At 60.6% G+C, this 16,889-nt stretch carries 16 protein-coding genes; all 16 read right to left on the bottom strand.

What is annotated here, in order from left to right; all coding sequences use genetic code 11:
• Window position 1: 1 nt before the first annotated feature.
• The 16 genes from lpxA to ACIPSK_RS03095 all read right to left on the bottom strand — a co-directional run bounded on the left by lpxA (window position 2) and on the right by ACIPSK_RS03095 (window position 16,786).
• Window positions 2–820, bottom strand: a complete 819-nt coding sequence (gene lpxA, locus ACIPSK_RS03170) for an acyl-ACP--UDP-N-acetylglucosamine O-acyltransferase (protein ID WP_064250064.1) — start codon at window positions 818–820, stop codon at window positions 2–4.
• Window positions 817–1,284, bottom strand: a complete 468-nt coding sequence (gene fabZ / locus ACIPSK_RS03165) for a 3-hydroxyacyl-ACP dehydratase FabZ (protein WP_017964149.1) — start codon at window positions 1,282–1,284, stop codon at window positions 817–819. Before fabZ ends, lpxA begins: the two co-directional genes overlap by 4 nt.
• Complete coding sequence (lpxD, locus tag ACIPSK_RS03160) at window positions 1,277–2,341, bottom strand: UDP-3-O-(3-hydroxymyristoyl)glucosamine N-acyltransferase (RefSeq protein ID WP_162118773.1); 1,065 nt, start codon at window positions 2,339–2,341, stop codon at window positions 1,277–1,279. Before lpxD ends, fabZ begins: the two co-directional genes overlap by 8 nt.
• A 50-nt stretch (window positions 2,342–2,391) precedes the next feature.
• Window positions 2,392–4,725 carry an outer membrane protein assembly factor BamA gene (gene bamA / locus ACIPSK_RS03155; protein ID WP_162118774.1) on the bottom strand — a complete coding sequence of 778 codons (2,334 nt, stop codon included), beginning with the start codon at window positions 4,723–4,725 and terminating at the stop codon, window positions 2,392–2,394.
• Window positions 4,726–4,922: 197 nt separating this feature from the next.
• Window positions 4,923–6,056, bottom strand: a complete 1,134-nt coding sequence (gene rseP / locus ACIPSK_RS03150) for an RIP metalloprotease RseP (RefSeq protein ID WP_017964146.1) — start codon at window positions 6,054–6,056, stop codon at window positions 4,923–4,925.
• A 24-nt stretch (window positions 6,057–6,080) separates the two neighbouring features.
• Window positions 6,081–6,911 carry a phosphatidate cytidylyltransferase gene (locus tag ACIPSK_RS03145; RefSeq protein ID WP_162118775.1) on the bottom strand — a complete coding sequence of 277 codons (831 nt, stop codon included), beginning with the start codon at window positions 6,909–6,911 and terminating at the stop codon, window positions 6,081–6,083.
• Window positions 6,911–7,654, bottom strand: a complete 744-nt coding sequence (locus ACIPSK_RS03140; RefSeq protein WP_162118776.1) for an isoprenyl transferase — start codon at window positions 7,652–7,654, stop codon at window positions 6,911–6,913. The genes ACIPSK_RS03145 and ACIPSK_RS03140 overlap by 1 nt, the downstream gene beginning before the upstream one ends.
• Before the next feature lie 37 nt (window positions 7,655–7,691).
• Window positions 7,692–8,252 (bottom strand): ribosome recycling factor, encoded by a 561-nt coding sequence (frr, locus tag ACIPSK_RS03135; RefSeq protein ID WP_017964143.1) that lies wholly within the window; start codon window positions 8,250–8,252, stop codon window positions 7,692–7,694.
• 164 nt (window positions 8,253–8,416) lie between these two features.
• Window positions 8,417–9,139 (bottom strand): UMP kinase, encoded by a 723-nt coding sequence (gene pyrH / locus ACIPSK_RS03130; protein ID WP_003539289.1) that lies wholly within the window; start codon window positions 9,137–9,139, stop codon window positions 8,417–8,419.
• Window positions 9,140–9,235: 96 nt separating this feature from the next.
• Complete coding sequence (gene tsf, locus ACIPSK_RS03125) at window positions 9,236–10,162, bottom strand: translation elongation factor Ts (protein ID WP_017964142.1); 927 nt, start codon at window positions 10,160–10,162, stop codon at window positions 9,236–9,238.
• Window positions 10,163–10,418: 256 nt separating this feature from the next.
• A complete protein-coding gene (gene rpsB / locus ACIPSK_RS03120; protein ID WP_017964141.1) occupies window positions 10,419–11,186 on the bottom strand; it encodes a 30S ribosomal protein S2 in 768 nt (255 codons plus the stop codon).
• A 181-nt stretch (window positions 11,187–11,367) separates the two neighbouring features.
• Window positions 11,368–12,474, bottom strand: a complete 1,107-nt coding sequence (locus ACIPSK_RS03115; protein ID WP_162118777.1) for a substrate-binding domain-containing protein — start codon at window positions 12,472–12,474, stop codon at window positions 11,368–11,370.
• Complete coding sequence (locus ACIPSK_RS03110; protein ID WP_162118778.1) at window positions 12,474–13,091, bottom strand: 5-bromo-4-chloroindolyl phosphate hydrolysis family protein; 618 nt, start codon at window positions 13,089–13,091, stop codon at window positions 12,474–12,476. The genes ACIPSK_RS03115 and ACIPSK_RS03110 overlap by 1 nt, the downstream gene beginning before the upstream one ends.
• A 7-nt stretch (window positions 13,092–13,098) precedes the next feature.
• Entirely contained in the window at window positions 13,099–14,667 is a 1,569-nt protein-coding gene (locus ACIPSK_RS03105; RefSeq protein WP_162118802.1) for a substrate-binding domain-containing protein, read from the bottom strand.
• Window positions 14,668–14,681: 14 nt separating this feature from the next.
• Entirely contained in the window at window positions 14,682–15,758 is a 1,077-nt protein-coding gene (locus tag ACIPSK_RS03100) for a toxic anion resistance protein (protein WP_162118779.1), read from the bottom strand.
• A gap of 191 nt (window positions 15,759–15,949) precedes the next feature.
• On the bottom strand, window positions 15,950–16,786 hold the full coding sequence (locus ACIPSK_RS03095; RefSeq protein ID WP_017964136.1) for a cell envelope integrity EipB family protein: 837 nt from the start codon (window positions 16,784–16,786) through the stop codon (window positions 15,950–15,952).
• Window positions 16,787–16,889: the final 103 nt, after the last annotated feature.

Genomic DNA, 16,889 nt, shown 5'->3' with positions numbered 1-16,889 from the left:
ACTAACCCTTCTGTCCCCGGGTCGGCGAGGATAAGGCACGGTCGCTGTCGGCGGCAATGAAGTCGAGGATGTGGACCACCGGCTCGCAATCGGCATATTCTTCGCGGATGGCGGCGGCGTTTTCACGAACGGAGCCCGTTCCTTCGAAGATCGACTTGTAGGCGCGACGTACCCTGTGAATGACGGCGCGGTCGACGCCGGCGCGCGTCATGCCGACGACGTTGAGGCCGCTCAGCAGCCCGGGATTGCCGTTCAGCATGCCATAGGGAATGACGTCGTAACTCACTGCCGAGAGCCCGCCGACGAAGGCCTGACGGCCGACGCGGGTGAACTGGTGAACGGCCGAACCGCCGCCCAGGATGACGCGATCCTCGATGACGACATGGCCGGCGAGCATGACGTTGTTCGACATGATCACATGATTGCCGACCCGGCAGTCGTGCGCGACATGCGAATTGGCAAGGAAGAGGTTATTGTCGCCGACGATTGTCTGGCCACCAAAATCGGCCGTGCCGGTATTCATCGTCACGCCTTCGCGGATCGTGCAGTTGGCGCCCACCGTCAGCGTCGTCTCCTCGCCGCCATGATGCACGCTCTGCGGATCGCCGCCGACGACCGCCATCGGGAAGATGCGCGTGCCCTTGCCGATCACGGTTCGGCCGGTCACGACCGCATGCGACAAAAGCTCGACGTTCGCATGCAGGATGACGTGCGAGCCGACATGGCAGAAGGGACCGATCTTGACGCCCTCACCGATGGTCGCGCCGTCTTCAACGACAGCCATCGGATGAATGCGGGCGCTTTCGGCGATAGTGCTCATGCCTGATCCTTACGAACGATCATCGCGCCGATATCGGCCTCGGCAACAAGCGCGCCGTCGACCTTGGCATCACAATGGAATTTCCAGATATTGCCACGCTGCTTCTGCTTCCTGACATGGAATTCAACACGATCGCCGGGCACGACGGGCTTGCGGAAGCGCGCATTCTCGATGGTCATGAAATAGACGAGGTTGCCCGGCTGGCCATCCTTCTTGGCACAGATCGCACCCGCGGTCTGAGCCATGCCCTCGATCAAGAGCACGCCGGGCATGATTGGAGATTCCGGAAAATGGCCGGTGAAATGCGGTTCATTCACTGTGACGTTCTTGATGCCGATCGCCGTGTTATCGCCGTCGATCTCGATGATCTTGTCGACCATGAGAAACGGGTAACGATGCGGCAGCAGCTTCATGATCTCGATGATGTCAGCCGAAGAAAGCGTTGTCGTGGCTTCCTCAGTCATTTTTCTCGCCTCCAGGTTTCTTTCCGCGCACCCTGGTCTTGGACATCAGTTGTGCAACATCTCTCAGATAGTCATTCAGCGGACGCGCAGGTGTACCACCATATTGTCCGCCGGCGGCAAGATCGGTCATGATACCGCTTTGGGCGGCGATCTGCACGCCGTCGCCGATCGTCACATGCCCCTTGATGCCGACCTGGCCGCCGATCTGCACGCCATTGCCGATCTTCGCGCTGCCGGCAATGCCGACCTGCGCGACGATGGCGCAATGGCGGCCGATCTGAACGTTGTGGCCGATCTGTACCTGGTTGTCGATCTTGGTGCCTTCACCGATCACCGTATCGTCCATGGCGCCACGGTCGATCGTGGTGTTGGCGCCGATCTCGACATTATCCTGGATGATCACCCGGCCGATCTGGACGATCTTGATCATGCCGCGCGGACCCGGCGCATAACCGAAACCATCCTGGCCGATGCGGACGCCGTTGTGGATAATGACGCCGTTGCCGAGCAGAGCGCAGAGAATGCTCGCGCCTGCCGCAATCGAACAATCCCGGCCAATCTTGACATTCGGGCCGATCACACTGTGCGCGCCGATACGCGTCCCTTCGCCGATCTCGGCATGCGCCCCGATGACGGCCATCGGCTCGACGATCACGCCCTTTTCAAGCTTGGCGCTCGGATTGATCACCGCGCTTGGCGCGATCTCGCTTTCACCGGAAAAGGCGACCGGGCGCAATGCCGTGGGATAGAACAGGCCGCCTGCCATCGCGAAGGCCGCATGCGGATTGGACGACAGCATGACAGGGAGATGTTGGGGGACGAGATCGGCGAGCGCCTTGTCGCAGATCACCGCCGAGGCTTCGCATGTCGCCAGTTCATCGCGGCTGCGGCGCGACAGGATATAACAGATATCGCCTGCCCGTGCCCGGCTGATGGGGGCAACGGACCTGACGATAACATCGGCATGGTCGGAATTGACAAGCTCCGCCCCAAGAAACTCTGCCAGCTCAGCGAGCCTCAGACCTTCATGGGGCAGAAAAAAAACGTTTTGCTCCATCGGCAATGCTCCAGAACGGAATTGAGTCTTACAGTTCCGGACTGCCGATATCAGAATTGGTTGTTGATGCCAAACTTGAAGTTCTGCGTCTTGTCGAAGTCTTCCTTGAGGACCGGGATCGCGTAATCCAGACGCAATGCACCGAAGGGAGACTGCCAGACGACACCGACACCGACGGAAGCACGCAGCGAAGCGCTGGTGCCCTCGGCCTGGTCGGCCCCGAGAAGCTCGACATCATTGCCAAACAGCGTGCCGGCATCGGCAAAGACTGCGCCGCGCAGATTGAAGTCACGCGGGAAGCCCGGCATTGGGAAGGTCGCTTCAGCAGACGCCGTGAAATAGGTGGTGCCACCGAGCGGGTCATCGTGGTCCCCGGTGATGCGCGGGCCGATACCCTTGTTCTCGAAGCCGCGAATATCGCCGTTGGTCAGCGTGAACTGGTCGAAGACGTTCAGATGGTCGCCGAAGGGGACGACATAACCAGCCGAACCCGAGACCGAGCCGATGATATCGGCATCGTCGGCAAGCAGATGGTAGTAGCGGGCCTTGCCGTAGATCTTGTAGAACTGAGAGTCGCCGCCGAGGCCGGCAATTTCCTGCGTCGCCGTCGCATAGATGCCTTCACGCGGCAGGACGGTGTCGTCAAGCGTGTTGTAGGTCAGCGTCTGCGAGACGGAAGAGCGTGTCCACGGGCTCTCATCGACCAGATTGGCGTAGGTCGCCGACAGGTCGGAGGTATCGCCGTCGTACTTCATCTGCTTGTAGTTGTAGCGGAAGGTCGTCGCCAGATCTTCGGTAATCGGCGCAGTGACGCGCAGGACAACGCTGGTTTCCTCGTAATCGTAATTGCTGTTGCTCGACGTTTCGCTGCGATTGACGTCGAAGCCTGCCGCCAGACGGTAGCCGAGGAAATAGGGTTCGGTGAAGCTGACGCCGTAAGCGCGCGAGCCTTCCTGGCCGCCACCGGCCGAGATGCGGATGTACTGGCCGCGGCCGAGGAAGTTCTTTTCCTCGATCGATGCTTCGAGCAGCAAGCCGTCGCCGCCGGCGGCATAACCCGCGCCGACACCGAACGAACCGGTCGACTGATCCTGCACGTCGACGACCACCACGACACGGTCCGGGGAACTGCCCGGTTGGGTGGAGATGTTGACCGAGGAGAAATAACCGAGCGCTTCGAGACGACGCTTGGCCTTGGTGATCATCTGCTGGTTGAAGGCGTCGCCTTCGCTCATGTCGAATTCGCGGCGGATGACGTAGTCGCGCGTACGGCTGTTGCCGCGAATCTCGATGCGCTCGACATAGGCGCGCTCGCCCTGGTCGACCAGATATTCAACACCGATCGTGTTGTTGTTAAGGTCGCGGTTACCGCGCGGCGTGACACGTGCAAAGGGATAACCGGCAGACGCCACCTGATCGGAGATCGCCTCGATCGACTTCTGCACTTCCTTGGCGCTGTAGACCTGGCCTTCGCGAGTGCGCACGAGCGGCTGCAGCTGGTCGGAGCCGACGCCTTCGACAGTCGACTGAACGGTCACTGGTCCGAAGTCGTAACGCTGGCCTTCCTCGATGTTGAAGGTGAGCGTGTATTTGTTGGTCGCATCGTCGAACGTGGCATCGGAAGAGACGATGCGCATGTCGGCGTAGCCGCGATTGTAATAGAACTGGCGCAGCGCTTCTTCGTCGGCGTGGAGCTTGTCTTCGTTGTAGACGTCCTTGCGGGTCAGGAACGACAGGAAGTTCGAACGCTTGGTGGCGATGACGGCAGCCAGGCGGCCGGCGCTGTAGGCATTGTTGCCGACGAAGTTGATCGAATCGATCTTGGTGCGGTCCCCCTCGTTGATGACGAAGGCAAGGTTAACGCGGCCTTCGCCGAGCGGCACCACCTGCGTCGTAACTTCGACCTCGCTGCGGCCGGTGGCGGCGTAGGCGTCCTTGATCGACTGGATGTCAGCCTGAATCTGGGTGTCGCTATAAGGGCCGGCAGCATGGGTCTGGACGACGGTCGCGAGCTTGTCGTCCTTGATCTTGCGGTTGCCGTTGAAGACAACCTGATTGACGAGCTGGGCTTCCTGGACGTTGACGACGAGCGTGCTTCCGGAGACCGAGATCTTGACGTCGGAGAAGTAGCCCGTCCCGTAGAGCTGCTTGACCGAGGCATCGATATCGCTGTTGGAAAAACTCTTGCCGGGAGCGATGGTAAGGTTCGACCGGACGGCTTCCGCGCCGACACGGCTTGCGCCGCGCACATCGATACGCTGGATAACCGCGGCCTCAGCGGCCGTAGCGGAAACGAACGTCAAAGCACCTGCGCCCGAAGCAACAACACTAGCAGACAGCGCAACCGCCGATACTGCGTTCAAAAACTTTGAACCAGCCTTCATTTCACCTATTACCTTTGTTTCCCTCGTCCCCGGTTCCGGGAGAACCCGATTCCGGTCACGTGTGTCGTTTTACCCGCTTTTGACATACAAGCAAGGCAGGTCGTTAATTTCTGTTTACTTCATTTGCAAGCGTGACCCATTCGCCACTACAGCCTTGAAACATCGTAAATAAATAGTAATTGGCCCCGCTTGCGCGTTTACCCTCTCAACGAGCCAATGTCGTTCCAGGTCGTGAAAACCATCAATGTCAGGATCATCGCCAAGCCGATGCGAAATGCAATTTCCTGGGCCGAAGAGCCGAGCGGCTTTCCCCTCACCGCTTCCACCGCATAGAACATCAAGTGGCCGCCATCAAGTACCGGAACCGGCATCAGGTTAAGCAATCCTATCGAAACAGAAAGCACCGCCGCAAGCTGCAACACTGCGCCTATCCCAAGCGACGCCATCTGGCCCGAGGCTTGCGCGACGCGGATCGGCCCGCCCAATTGGTCGGCGCGCATCGTTCCGCTGAAGATGTTACCGATATATTTGAAGGTGCCGGTGACGATATCCCGGGTCTGGAGCACAGACTCACGCAGCGCCTGGAGCGGCGTATAGGTCTGCAGGCGAAAATTGCCGGCCTGCTGGTTGGTGACGATGCCGATCTGGCCGACCTCAGCCTTGTTACCGAACTGGTCAGTCGTGTCGGTGCGTTGCGGCACCATCGGCACGTCGAGCTTCTGGCCGGCGCGCTCGATCGTCACGACGATCTGCTGGCTCGGCCGGATGCTGACATAGCGGCGCACGTCGTCGAAGGTCTCGACCTTACCGCCATCGATGGCGACCAATAGATCGCCTGGAAGGATGCCGGCGGCGGCGGCAGCGCCATCGGGCTTGACTTCGGCAACGACAGGATCGGCGATCATGCGGCCATAGACTGAGAAAAGAATGGTGAAGATGGCGATCGCCAGCAGAAAATTGGCAATCGGGCCAGCCGCGACGGTTACAGCTCGTTTCCATAGCTTGGCGCCGGCAAAGGAGCGCGCCCTGTCCTCTTCGGACATGGCGGCGATCTTGTCGGTGTCGGGCTTGCTCGAGGCATCCTCGTCGCCGAAGAACCGGACGTAGCCGCCAAGTGGGATCACAGAGATCTTCCAGCGCGTTCCATGGCGGTCGGTGAAGCCGAATATCTCCGGACCGAAACCGACGGAAAAGGCAAGGATGCGAATGCCGCTCCAACGCCCGACAAGGTAATGGCCCATCTCATGCACGAAGACGAGCAGTGACAGCACGAGGATGAAGGTGACGATATTCCCCATCAAAAATGCGTATATTCCGCTCAGGGTTTCCATGGGTGCCTTCCGTCAGACGCGTTGTCAGAGTCCGAACAATGCCGCGCCGAGCGACGTCATTCCGGTCCCCTTTATCAGGGAAAAAAGCCCTGCAAGCAAGAACGCCGAAAAACAGGCAAAAATCAGTCCGTCGACACGGTCCATGACGCCGCCATGGCCCGGAATGAGACGGCTGGAATCCTTGACGCCGAATTTCCGCTTGATGAACGATTCGAAAAGATCGCCGGACTGGCTGCAAACCGACAGAACGAGCGCCACGAAGGCGGCGATGATTTCAGCGCCCGGAAGGAGAAAATGGACGAGAACGACGCCGGCGGCGACTGCCGAGGCGGCACCGCCGATTGCGCCAGACCAGGTCTTTCCAGGCGAGATCGAAGGGGCGAGCTTCGGTCCGCCGAGCGCCCTGCCGACGAAATAGGCAAGGATATCGGTTGCCCAGACGACGGCAAAGACGAAGAGCATGGCGTAAAGGCCGGGCCGGTCATCGCTTCTGATCGCGGCAAGCGCCAGGCTGGTAGCGCCGGAATAAAACAGGCCAGTCGGAAACCAGCGGCTCGTGCCCTGCAAGATGATCAGGGCGATGCCGACGGCGGTGACGCCGGCCAGCATGCCGGCGGCGAATTCGAAATTGCCGACAAGCACGAGGAAGGCTATCGCCGCCTCGCCGATCCAGCCGACGGCATTGGCAACCCAATCGCGGGCGATACCTGTGATCTTCGACCATTCATAGTAGATCAGCAGGCCAATGACGACCGCCAGGATGCGGAAGGCAAGCCCGCCATACCAGGTGGCGGCGAGAACGATGGCCGCAAGAATCAGCCCTGAAACAATGCGGAGCTTCAATTCCCTCTGCATCAGGTGCCGACCGCGGCTGCCTGCGACGAGAGGCCGCCGAAGCGCCGGTCGCGAGAGGCGAATGTCTCGAGCGCCGAACGGAAGATCTCGGCGGTGAAATCCGGCCAGTATTCCGGAAGGAAGATGAATTCCGAATAGGCCGCCTGCCAGAGGAGGAAGTTGGAAAGCCGCTCCTCGCCGCTGGTGCGGATGATGAGATCCGGATCGGGGATACCTGCTGTATCAAGACGGGCGTTGATCAGCGCCGGGGTGATGTCCTGCGCCCTCAAGCGGCCAGCCTCGACATCCCTGGCAAGGCTCACTGCGGCGCGGGCGATCTCGTCGCGAGAACCATAATTGAAGGCTATGACCAGCGTCAGCGCCGTGTTGTCCTTAGTCGTTTCCTCGGCTTCGAGCAGCAGGCCGAGAATGTCGCTGCGCAGGCTGTGGCGGTCGCCGATCACCTTGATCCGCACGTTCTGGCGATGGAGCTCGGCGAGGTCGCGGCGGATGAAAGCCTTGAGGAGACCGAGCAGATCGGAGACCTCGGCTTCGGGCCGACGCCAGTTCTCCGAGGAGAAGGCAAAGAGGGTCAGATATTTTATCCCGGCGGCGCCAGCGGCGCGTACTGTCTCGCGTACCGCCTCCACACCCTTGCGATGGCCCATCGTGCGCGGCAGACCACGCTGCTTGGCCCAACGGCCATTGCCGTCCATGATGATGGCAACATGCTCTGGCACAGTTACAAATACAGATTCCGACATTTCCCGTCCGGTCTTTCCAGGCAAAGGCACAGATCCACTAGACCTGCATGATTTCCTTTTCCTTCTCGCCAAGCAAGCGGTCGACTTCGGAAATCGTCTCGTCCGTCATCTTCTGTACACGTTCCGACTGCGCCCGGCTCTCGTCCTGGCCGATGACGCCGTCCTTTTCGGCCTTCTTGAGGCCGTCCATGCCGTCGCGGCGGACATGGCGAATCGCCACCTTGCTCTTTTCGGCATAGTCGTGCGCCACCTTGACGAGCGACTTGCGGCGCTCCTCGTTCAGTTCCGGCAGCGGAATGCGCAGGTTCTGGCCGTCGATGATCGGGTTGAGGCCGAGATTGGATTCGCGGATGCCGCGCTCGACGGCGCTGACCATCGACTTGTCCCAGACGGAGACCGACAGCATGCGCGGCTCAGGCACGGTGATGTTGGCGACCTGGTTCAGCGGCATGCGCGAACCATAGGCCTCGACCGTGACCGGGTCGAGGATGTTGGCCGAAGCACGGCCGGTGCGCAGCGATGCGATGTCGCCCTTGAATGCGGAAATCGCGCCATCCATGCGGCGCTTCAGTTCCTTGATATCTATACCTTCACTCATGTCGATGCTCCCGTCCAGAGCATGATGCCGAAAAGTGTCAGCGGTTTTCGGGCGACATCATGCTCTAACTATCTAATGTAGAACATGATTCAGATTTAGGCCCATCGGGCCCAAAATCATCATGTTCTAGCGAGGGCTGCGCCGAAACCGCGGCGCAGCTTATATCAGTTGTCGGAGACGATGGTCTTGAGGCCACCGCCCGTCAAGATTTCAGCAAAACCGCCTTTTTCGTGGATCGAAAAGACGATGATCGGAATGGAATTTTCTCTGGCGAGCGCCACGGCGGCAACGTCCATCACCGCCAGCCCTCTGTCCAGCACTTCCTGGTGCGTCAGCCGGTCGAGGCGGGTCGCATCGGGATATTTTTTGGGGTCGGCGGTGTAGATGCCGTCGACCTGCGTGCCCTTGAAGATCGCTTCCGCACCCATTTCGGCGGCGCGCAGTGCCGCAGCGGAATCGGTGGTGAAGAAGGGATTGCCGGTGCCGCCGGCAAAGATCACCACGCGTCCCATCGACAGATGGTAGAGGGTCGCGCGCTGCGAGAAACTTTCACAAATCTCCGGCATGGAGATGGCCGAGAGCACCACCGTATCGATGTTCAGCTTGCGCAACGAGGTCGCCAGCGCCAGCGCGTTGATGATGGTGCCGAGCATGCCCATATGGTCGCCGGTGACCCGGTCGCCGCCCTTGGACGCTACCGCGACACCGCGGAAGATATTGCCGCCACCGACGACAACGCCGACTTCCACGCCCATATGCCTTGCCTCGGCGATGTCGGATGCAATGCGGTCCGCCACCGTCACATCGATCCCGAAACCCTGGCCACCCATCAGCGCTTCGCCGGAAGCCTTGAGTAGAACACGTTTATAGACAGGCTCTAAAGACATCTTGGCTCCTCGTAAATTGCCGTGAATGCCCGATACACGAAGGGCACCGCGTTGTCACGCGATGCCCTTCGTGTTTTCCCAATTATGGCTGGAAGATCAACCCTTGACGGCAGCAGCGACTTCGGCTGCGAAGTCGGTTTCTTCCTTCTCGACGCCTTCGCCGAGGAGCAGACGGGCCATGCCGGCAACCTCGATCGGCGCGCCGACGGCCTTTTCAGCTTCCTTGATGGCAGCGGCGACGGTCAGATCCGGATTGATAACGAAAGCCTGCGAGAGAAGGGCGACTTCCTCGAAGAACTTGCGCATGCGGCCTTCGACCATCTTTTCGATGATGTTGTCAGGCTTGCCGGAAGCGCGCGACTGCTCGATGAAGACATTGCGCTCGCGCTCGGCGACGGCGGCATCGACTTCTTCCGGGCGGATCGCCAGCGGCGCGGTCGCGGCGATGTGCATGGCGACCTGACGGCCGATGGCGTTCAGGGCTTCCTTGTCGCCGGTCGACTTCAGCGCAACCAGAACGCCGAGCTTGCCGAGGCCGTCGGAAACAGCATTGTGGATATAGGTGGCGACGACGCCGTCCTCGACGGAGAGAGCGGTTGAACGACGCAGGTTCATGTTCTCGCCGATCGTTGCGATCGCGTCCTTGATCGTGTCGGAAACCGACTTGCCGGATGCCGGGTAGGCCGCAGCGGCAACAGCCTCGACAGTGCCGTCGGTCGAGACAGCGACCTTGGCGATGCCGCGGACGAGTTCCTGGAAGGCATCGTTACGGGCAACGAAGTCGGTTTCGGAATTGACTTCGACGACGACGGCCTTGGTGCCCTGGCTCGCAACGCCGATGAGGCCTTCGGCAGCGGTGCGGCCGGACTTCTTGTCGGCCTTGGCGATGCCCTTGGCGCGCAGCCAGTCGATCGCCGCTTCCATGTCGCCACCGGTTTCAGCAAGAGCCTTCTTGCAGTCCATCATGCCTGCGCCGGTCTTTTCGCGCAGTTCCTTCACCATTGCAGCCGTAATCTCGCTCATTAGCTTCCTCTTGTCGGTTCATACGGTGGACCGCAAAGCGCGGCTCGGCACCGGATTGAGGCACGAAATGTACCTGTGTGTATGACAGCGTGATGAAGACGCGTCATAACGAAACTTATCGGGCGGAGAGCCTGATGCCCTCCCCTCGAAACAGGCAAGGCCGCCGAACTTCGATGAGTCGCGAGCGGCCTTTCCCAGTCTCTGCAAGCCCAGTCTCTGCAAGCATCGGCGGACCTTTTCGATCCGCCTGCTTTCATCAGCCTTCGGCTGATTCCTCGAGAGCCGGCTCGACCGGAACTTCGAAGGATGCGCCGAGATCGCGGCCGGAAGAGCCCTGCTGACGCGCGATGCCGTCGATGGCGGCGCGGGAGATCAGCTCGCAGTAAAGGGCGATCGCGCGCGATGCGTCGTCGTTACCCGGGATCGGATAGTCGATCAGGTCCGGATCGCAGTTCGAATCGATGATGGCGACAACCGGAATGCCGAGGCGCTTGGCTTCGTCGATCGCGATCTTTTCCTTGTTGGTGTCGATGATGAACATCAGGTCGGGCGTGCCGCCCATATCGCGGATACCGCCGAGAGCCTTGTCGAGCTTTTCACGCTCGCGCTCGAGGTTCAGGCGTTCCTTCTTTGTGAAGCCCTGGGCTTCGCCGTTCAGGATCTCGTCGAGCTTGCGCAGGCGCTGGATCGAGTTGGAGATCGTCTTCCAGTTCGTCATCATGCCGCCGAGCCAGCGCGAGTTGACGTAGTACTGGGCCGAGCGCTTGGCGCTGTCGGCGATGATCTCAGACGCCTGGCGCTTGGTGCCGACGAAGAGAACACGGCCGCCGCGGGCAACGGTGTCGCTGACGACCTGAAGGGCGCGCGACAGCATCGGAACGGTCTGAGCCAGGTCGATGATGTGGATGTTATTGCGATCGCCGAAGATGTACGGCTTCATCTTCGGGTTCCAGCGATGCGTCTGGTGGCCGAAGTGGACGCCTGCCTCAAGAAGCTGGCGCATAGAAAAATCAGGCAATGCCATGCCTTGTTACTCCTTTTCCGGTTGAACCTCCGCAAGGCGAACAGCATCCTCTTCGAGAATGCCACCGGGCGGAACAGCCCGGATTTCTCCCGGACGATCCCATGCCTTACGTGTGGAATGCCGGTGCCCATACATTCGATTTGGCGCAAAAGCAAGGCTTATGCGGAAAAAACCTGGCCGCTTAGCTTAGCAGTGTCGGCAGCAGCGACAGCATGACGCCCGCATCCGGCATCGGCAGGATGGCATCGACCTCGGCCGGCAGCAGAGAGCCGATCGCGCTGTCGGCATTACCGGTGGCAGTTCCCAGCGGACCACGGAAGCCGTGTCTCGTCCAGGCAAGTTCCTGGAGCTTCGCGCTCACCAGCGCTTCGATCAGCCGGTTGGCGCTCTCGTCGACGACGATCAGCGGATGTGCCGAATAAACGGTCGGGCGCGGATAGAGCACCACGGGCTTTGCGCCGGCGCTCGCCTTGATGCGTTCCCATCGCGCGGGATCGGCGAGGATCCATTCGACCAGCTGGTTCTCATAGCCGACGATCATCGGCTCGCCGCCGAGGCCGCCTGCCAGATACTGGTCGAAAAGCTTGCCTGAGGATGGTGACTTGAAGCCCATATTGCGGAAGATCGCCTGCACTTTGCCGCCAAAGGCGGCAAGGTCACCTGATGTCGCGACATTGCCGCTGAAAAGGCTGAGCGCGAGGCCGGCGAACATGAAGCCGGAATTCGAGCGGTTCGGATCGGTCGAGACGATGCGGGCGCGGCCGTAGAGCGAATTGACGCCGAGCTTCGACCAGTCGGATCCGGCAAGAATCGCATCAAGCAACGCCTTGAGGTCGAGCTGATGATGACCTTCGTTCGTCACCGTCACCAATCCCGCTTTCATCAGTCCGTCGACGACGGGCTGCCAGGAATAGACGACGATCGGTGTGTTCAGCACGACGCGGTCGTCGCGGATATTGATGCCGTTTTGCCTGGCGATATCGACCATGATCGAGGAGGACGGCCAGAGGAATTGCGGACGCTGCGACAGCAGCGCCTGTTCGCGGACCATCTCCACGGAGCCCGCGACGCGGCTGTCCACCGTCAACCCGTATCCGCCGAGCGCCCTGATGACGTCAGGATCGGCCAGGAAGGCCTCCTTCTCGCCGCCGATGAAGCCGAACAACGTCGTGCGGCTGCCGAGCAGGCCCTGCAATTCCGGCCGATCCCGGACGGCGAAATAACCGCCGGTGCCCGCGACGCCGGCTCCGAGCAGTCCCACTCCAAAGGCGCGACGAGAAAGGGCCATCAGCGTCCGATATCCTCTTTGAGCGATGCCTGGATGAGGCGCAGATCGGTGTCGAGCGTGCCGAGTTCCTCATCAACCAGACTGTCGGCATAATGGACGAAGGCCTCCTCGAGCTTCACCAGCACGCCGCGCACTTCCTCCAGCTGCTTGAGGTCGGGAACGCGCTTGGCCTCGATGACGGCAAAACCTTCCGCCAGCTCGGCAGAACGCGGCAGATAATAGGAGAGGAACCGCCGCACGGCATTGGCACTTTCGGGCTTGGCTTCGACCTTGCGAAAGACATCGGCGGCGATTTCAGCGAGATGCCGGACTGCGGCCGCCATCTGTTTGTCGCCGATCACATCCGCGGCAGTCTCCAGGCGTTCGGCAAAGGGAACGGTGGCCTCCAGCAGGTCACGGGCAAAGGCGATGCGTCCGCTGCCGATGCGCTTGATATCGAGGCCTTCGAACAGCCGGCGCGGTGCAAGCAGAATGACGAGGCCGGCAAAGACCAGGAGGGCGATGATGGCGGCGATCCAGAAGGGCATGCCGGCGGCAAAGCTCAAGAACGGCACGGTGATTGCCGCCGCCAGTCCCGCTACGATCCAGTTGCCGTCATTGCCGAGCCAGTTGCGCATGCCTGTCCTAATTATAGCCCCGCGCCGTACGAAAGGCGGTGGCGAGATCCGAGCCGCCGTCGAACACGCGCGCTGAGCTCAGCTTGGCGAGGCTGTCGAGCTGCGTCTTGTCGGCATCGCCGAATGTGATGCCGAAGATCGGCACATGTGGCTCCATCGCGTTCCATGAACGCATGAAAGCTTGGCTTTGATCATCGGACTTGCCGTCGGTCATGATGACGATGGCAGGCAGATAAGTCGAGAGCCTGTCGGTTCGGGCAATCTGCTGCAGAGCTCGTTCGGCGCAGGCATACATGTTCGTGCCGCCATCGGCCTTCTGGCGGGAAATCTCGTTCAGCAGCCCTTCCTGCTCCAGCGGGTTTCCACTCGCCACGAACGTGCTGCGCACGTTGCCGTCGAAGGGAATGACGATAATCTGATCGGCGGGCGACCATTGCACCAGCACCTTGCTCGCTTCGTCGGGCGTCAACAGGAAACGCATCGCCTTCTGCAACTGGTCCTCGCCGTCACCTTGCATCGAGCCGGAAAAATCGAGGCACAGCGCGGTCAACGACGGTTTGCGCAGCGCCGCCTGATAAAGGTTGAGCGCCTGGCGGATGACGCTCGCCTCCGGCATGCGGATCGCCGTCACCAGCCGGGCGGGATCGAAATTCCAGCTCGGCTCCGGTTTTGCGGCAACGCCGGTCAGCGGAATGCGCCGGCCGCTATCGGCGATTCGCTGCTGCACGGGGGCAGAGCTCAGATAGGCGAGCAGATCGTTGAAGAAGGTCTGGACTTCTGGCCCGCGGCCATGATCGACGAAACCGATCGGCGAATCCGCCATGGCCACACCATCAGCCGGATAGATGGCGTAAAGCGGTTCCTGCGACAGGGCAGCGAGCTTGTCGTTGGTTTCCTTCAGCACCGCTTCGTAATTCCACATCGCGTCATAGACGGTGCCCTTGCCGGCGGATTCGACATAGAGATCGGCGAGCCAGCCCGAAGAACCGGAAGAGCGCACGACACCTGACAGCAGCGACCGGACGCTTTCCTGGACGTGTCTGTCGTCGAGATCGCCGGGTTCGATTACCGGTTTGTTGCCGAGTGCGCTCGACAGCATGGCAAGATAGGCGCTGGCGCCCGAATTGGATTGCGTCGCCGAGGTCATCAGGAACTTCAGTGATCCGCTCTCGACAGCAGCGAGAATGTCTTTCATGAAGACATCCTTGCCGATCCAGCCAAGCTGCTGCGCCTTCGATCTGCGCACACCCAAGACCACCGGCGTCTGAGCGATCGAGGTCAAGCTCTTGACGCGGCGCTTGGTGTCGAACATGTCGACCCAGACGCTGGAAGCCGGCCAGACCGCATCCTGCGCGACGCCCTCGTCGCTCTGCAACGCCAGGCCGATATCGAGCGTGCCTTCATATTTGAAGGTGCAGGTGGCGTTCTTCTGCTTGCAGAATTCCTCAACGATCGGCTGCAGAATGGTATTCTCCGATCCCGATACGATCGAGAAATCCGGCCCCTGGCCGAAGGGATTGCAGCCGGCAAGGGGCAGAGCTGCAAGAAGTGCCAAGCCTGAAAGCAGTGCTCGCATCGCCATCTTGCCGATCACGCCTGGGTCATCGCCTTCTTGAGTTCGATCGTCATCTGCTCCATCTGCTGCTCGGCGAGCGCCCGCTTTCGCCGACCCTCCTCCTGAACCTGCAGCACGCCGGATATCGTATCGATCAGATCCCTGTTCGCCTTGGCAAGCGTGTCGATATCGACGATGCCGCGCTGCGACTGCTGCTCGATTGATATCGCCTGATCCTTCATCATCTCGGATGCCTGGCGGATCATGTCGTTGGTGGCGTCGGTCACCGCCTTCTGCAGGTCGAGCGCCGATTTCTGCCGCGTTAGGCCGAGCAGGATCACCATCTTCTGCTTCCAGGCCGGCACCGTCAGCGCCGAAGTCGCCTGCAGGTTCTCGATCAGCGTTTCGTCGCCCGCCTGAACGATGCGGATCTGCGGTAATTGCTGGATACCGAGCTGGCGGGCCTGCTGCAGGTAGAAGACCCGCTTTTCCAGCCGGTCGAGCGCCTGCAGGCTGTCCTGATAGGTCTGCGCCTCCAGCATGCCGCCGCCGGGGCCTGTCGCTGCCGCCTCGGCTTGCGCCTTCAGCCTCGGCAGCTCGACGCTGCGAAAACGCTCGGCGAAAGTCTTGCCGGCCTGGACATAGGCCTCGAGCCGCATGATCGATTGCCGGGTTTCTTCATGCAGGTCGTCGAGCAGCGCAATGTCGCGCCTCAGCGTATCCTTGTGACGGTCGAGCTCCAGGCCGATCCGGTCGATCTGGCCGGCTACGTCCTCGAATTCCGCCTTGAAGCGTTCGAGTCGGGCCTTGGCTGAGAAAAACATGCGGCTAAGGAAACCCTTGTCCTTCAATGACGCCGGATCGAGGCTCTTCGATTTGAGGATGATGTCGGTCAGCAGGCGGCCGACATCGCCGAGGTCCTTGTTGCGAACTTCGCGCAGGATCCTGTCGGCATAATCGCTGACCGCCTGCTGGGCGCGGTCACCATAGACCGAGATGCCGGCGCGGTCGGTGATGTCGATGCTATCGGAAATGCGGGCAATTTCCGCCGGATCGCCGACGACAACCGGCAGGGCAGCATTTTGAACAGTCGCGAGATCGGTATCGGCCATGGTTCGGGCTTTCAAGCTTGCGATGCGTAATGGTCTACGCGGTCTGACAGATAGACGTCATCGCAATGGCTTGGCCGCTCGGATCGCACCGACCCGAAAAGCAGGACGACAGACGGCGACTCAGTCATCGCTGATCGCCGAACCATAGTGAATTTTATGATACAGTTTTATGACAGGCGAGATCTCGTCGCCTATTTGCAAACCTCGGCCTTGCGGTCGAGCAGCTCCAGCTTGGCGAGCTTGCCGGTCAGGACGAAATCGCCGTAGTCCATCGTCAGGTCGCGGGTGATGCCGTTCTCATAAAGCTTGAACGACATGCGGTAGACCGGCAAAGCATCGGATTTCGCACTCTCGTTGAAATAGGCGATCGTTACCGGCCAGAAGGCCGTCTTGGAGAAAGCGCCGGCGTTACCGGCATCGGTTTCCTCGGCGATCGGCGTCTCCTGCTTGCCGACGATCGTCGTCGTCACCAGCGACTTGTCGCCGTCGTCCGAACCGTCGAAGACTCGCGCCTCGAAGAAGCGCTTGCCGTCCTTGGCGTGCTGGATCACGTCGAGCATATGTTCTGTGGGAAAACGGCTTTCTAAAAGCTGCAGCTCGCGGCTCGCCGGCTGCGTCAGATCGACCTTGACACCATCCGGCTGATCCTGAGCCGCACCGTTGACCTCCTTGTCGAGCTGGTCGTCAGTGAAGGACTTGGTGTCGAAGGTGAACTTGCCGTCCTTCAGGTTCTCGAAGGTCTTCGTCTGCTGGTCGCTGACGCGAACGTTGTCGCCGGTGTCGATCTGCGTCACGAAGCGGAAATTGGTGGTGAAGCCCTGGCAATAGCTGCCATCGAACTCATAGACCATGCGACCATACATGGCGGCGATGCCAGAGCGGTCCGAGGCGTCCTTCAATTCCAGATCGTAGACCGCACGATGTGCGACGAGGCCGGTCGCGATCGCAGCGCTTACCGCGGGCGCAGCCGCCCATGCATTGGCGGAAACGCTGGCAAGAAGCAGAGCGACAAGACTCGATCGGAACATTCACTAACTCCTGTTGGACTCGCTCGCGATGTTATAAGAACGCTTTCGGCCAAATCGAGGCTCGAAACTGTCATATTAAAGATTCTAGTCTTGATGCATAATT

It is taken from the genome of Rhizobium sp. LARHSG275 (assembly GCF_052871115.1).
The sequence above is the reverse complement of the archived record's forward strand: the minus strand, read 5'-3'. Positions and strand labels throughout refer to the sequence as shown.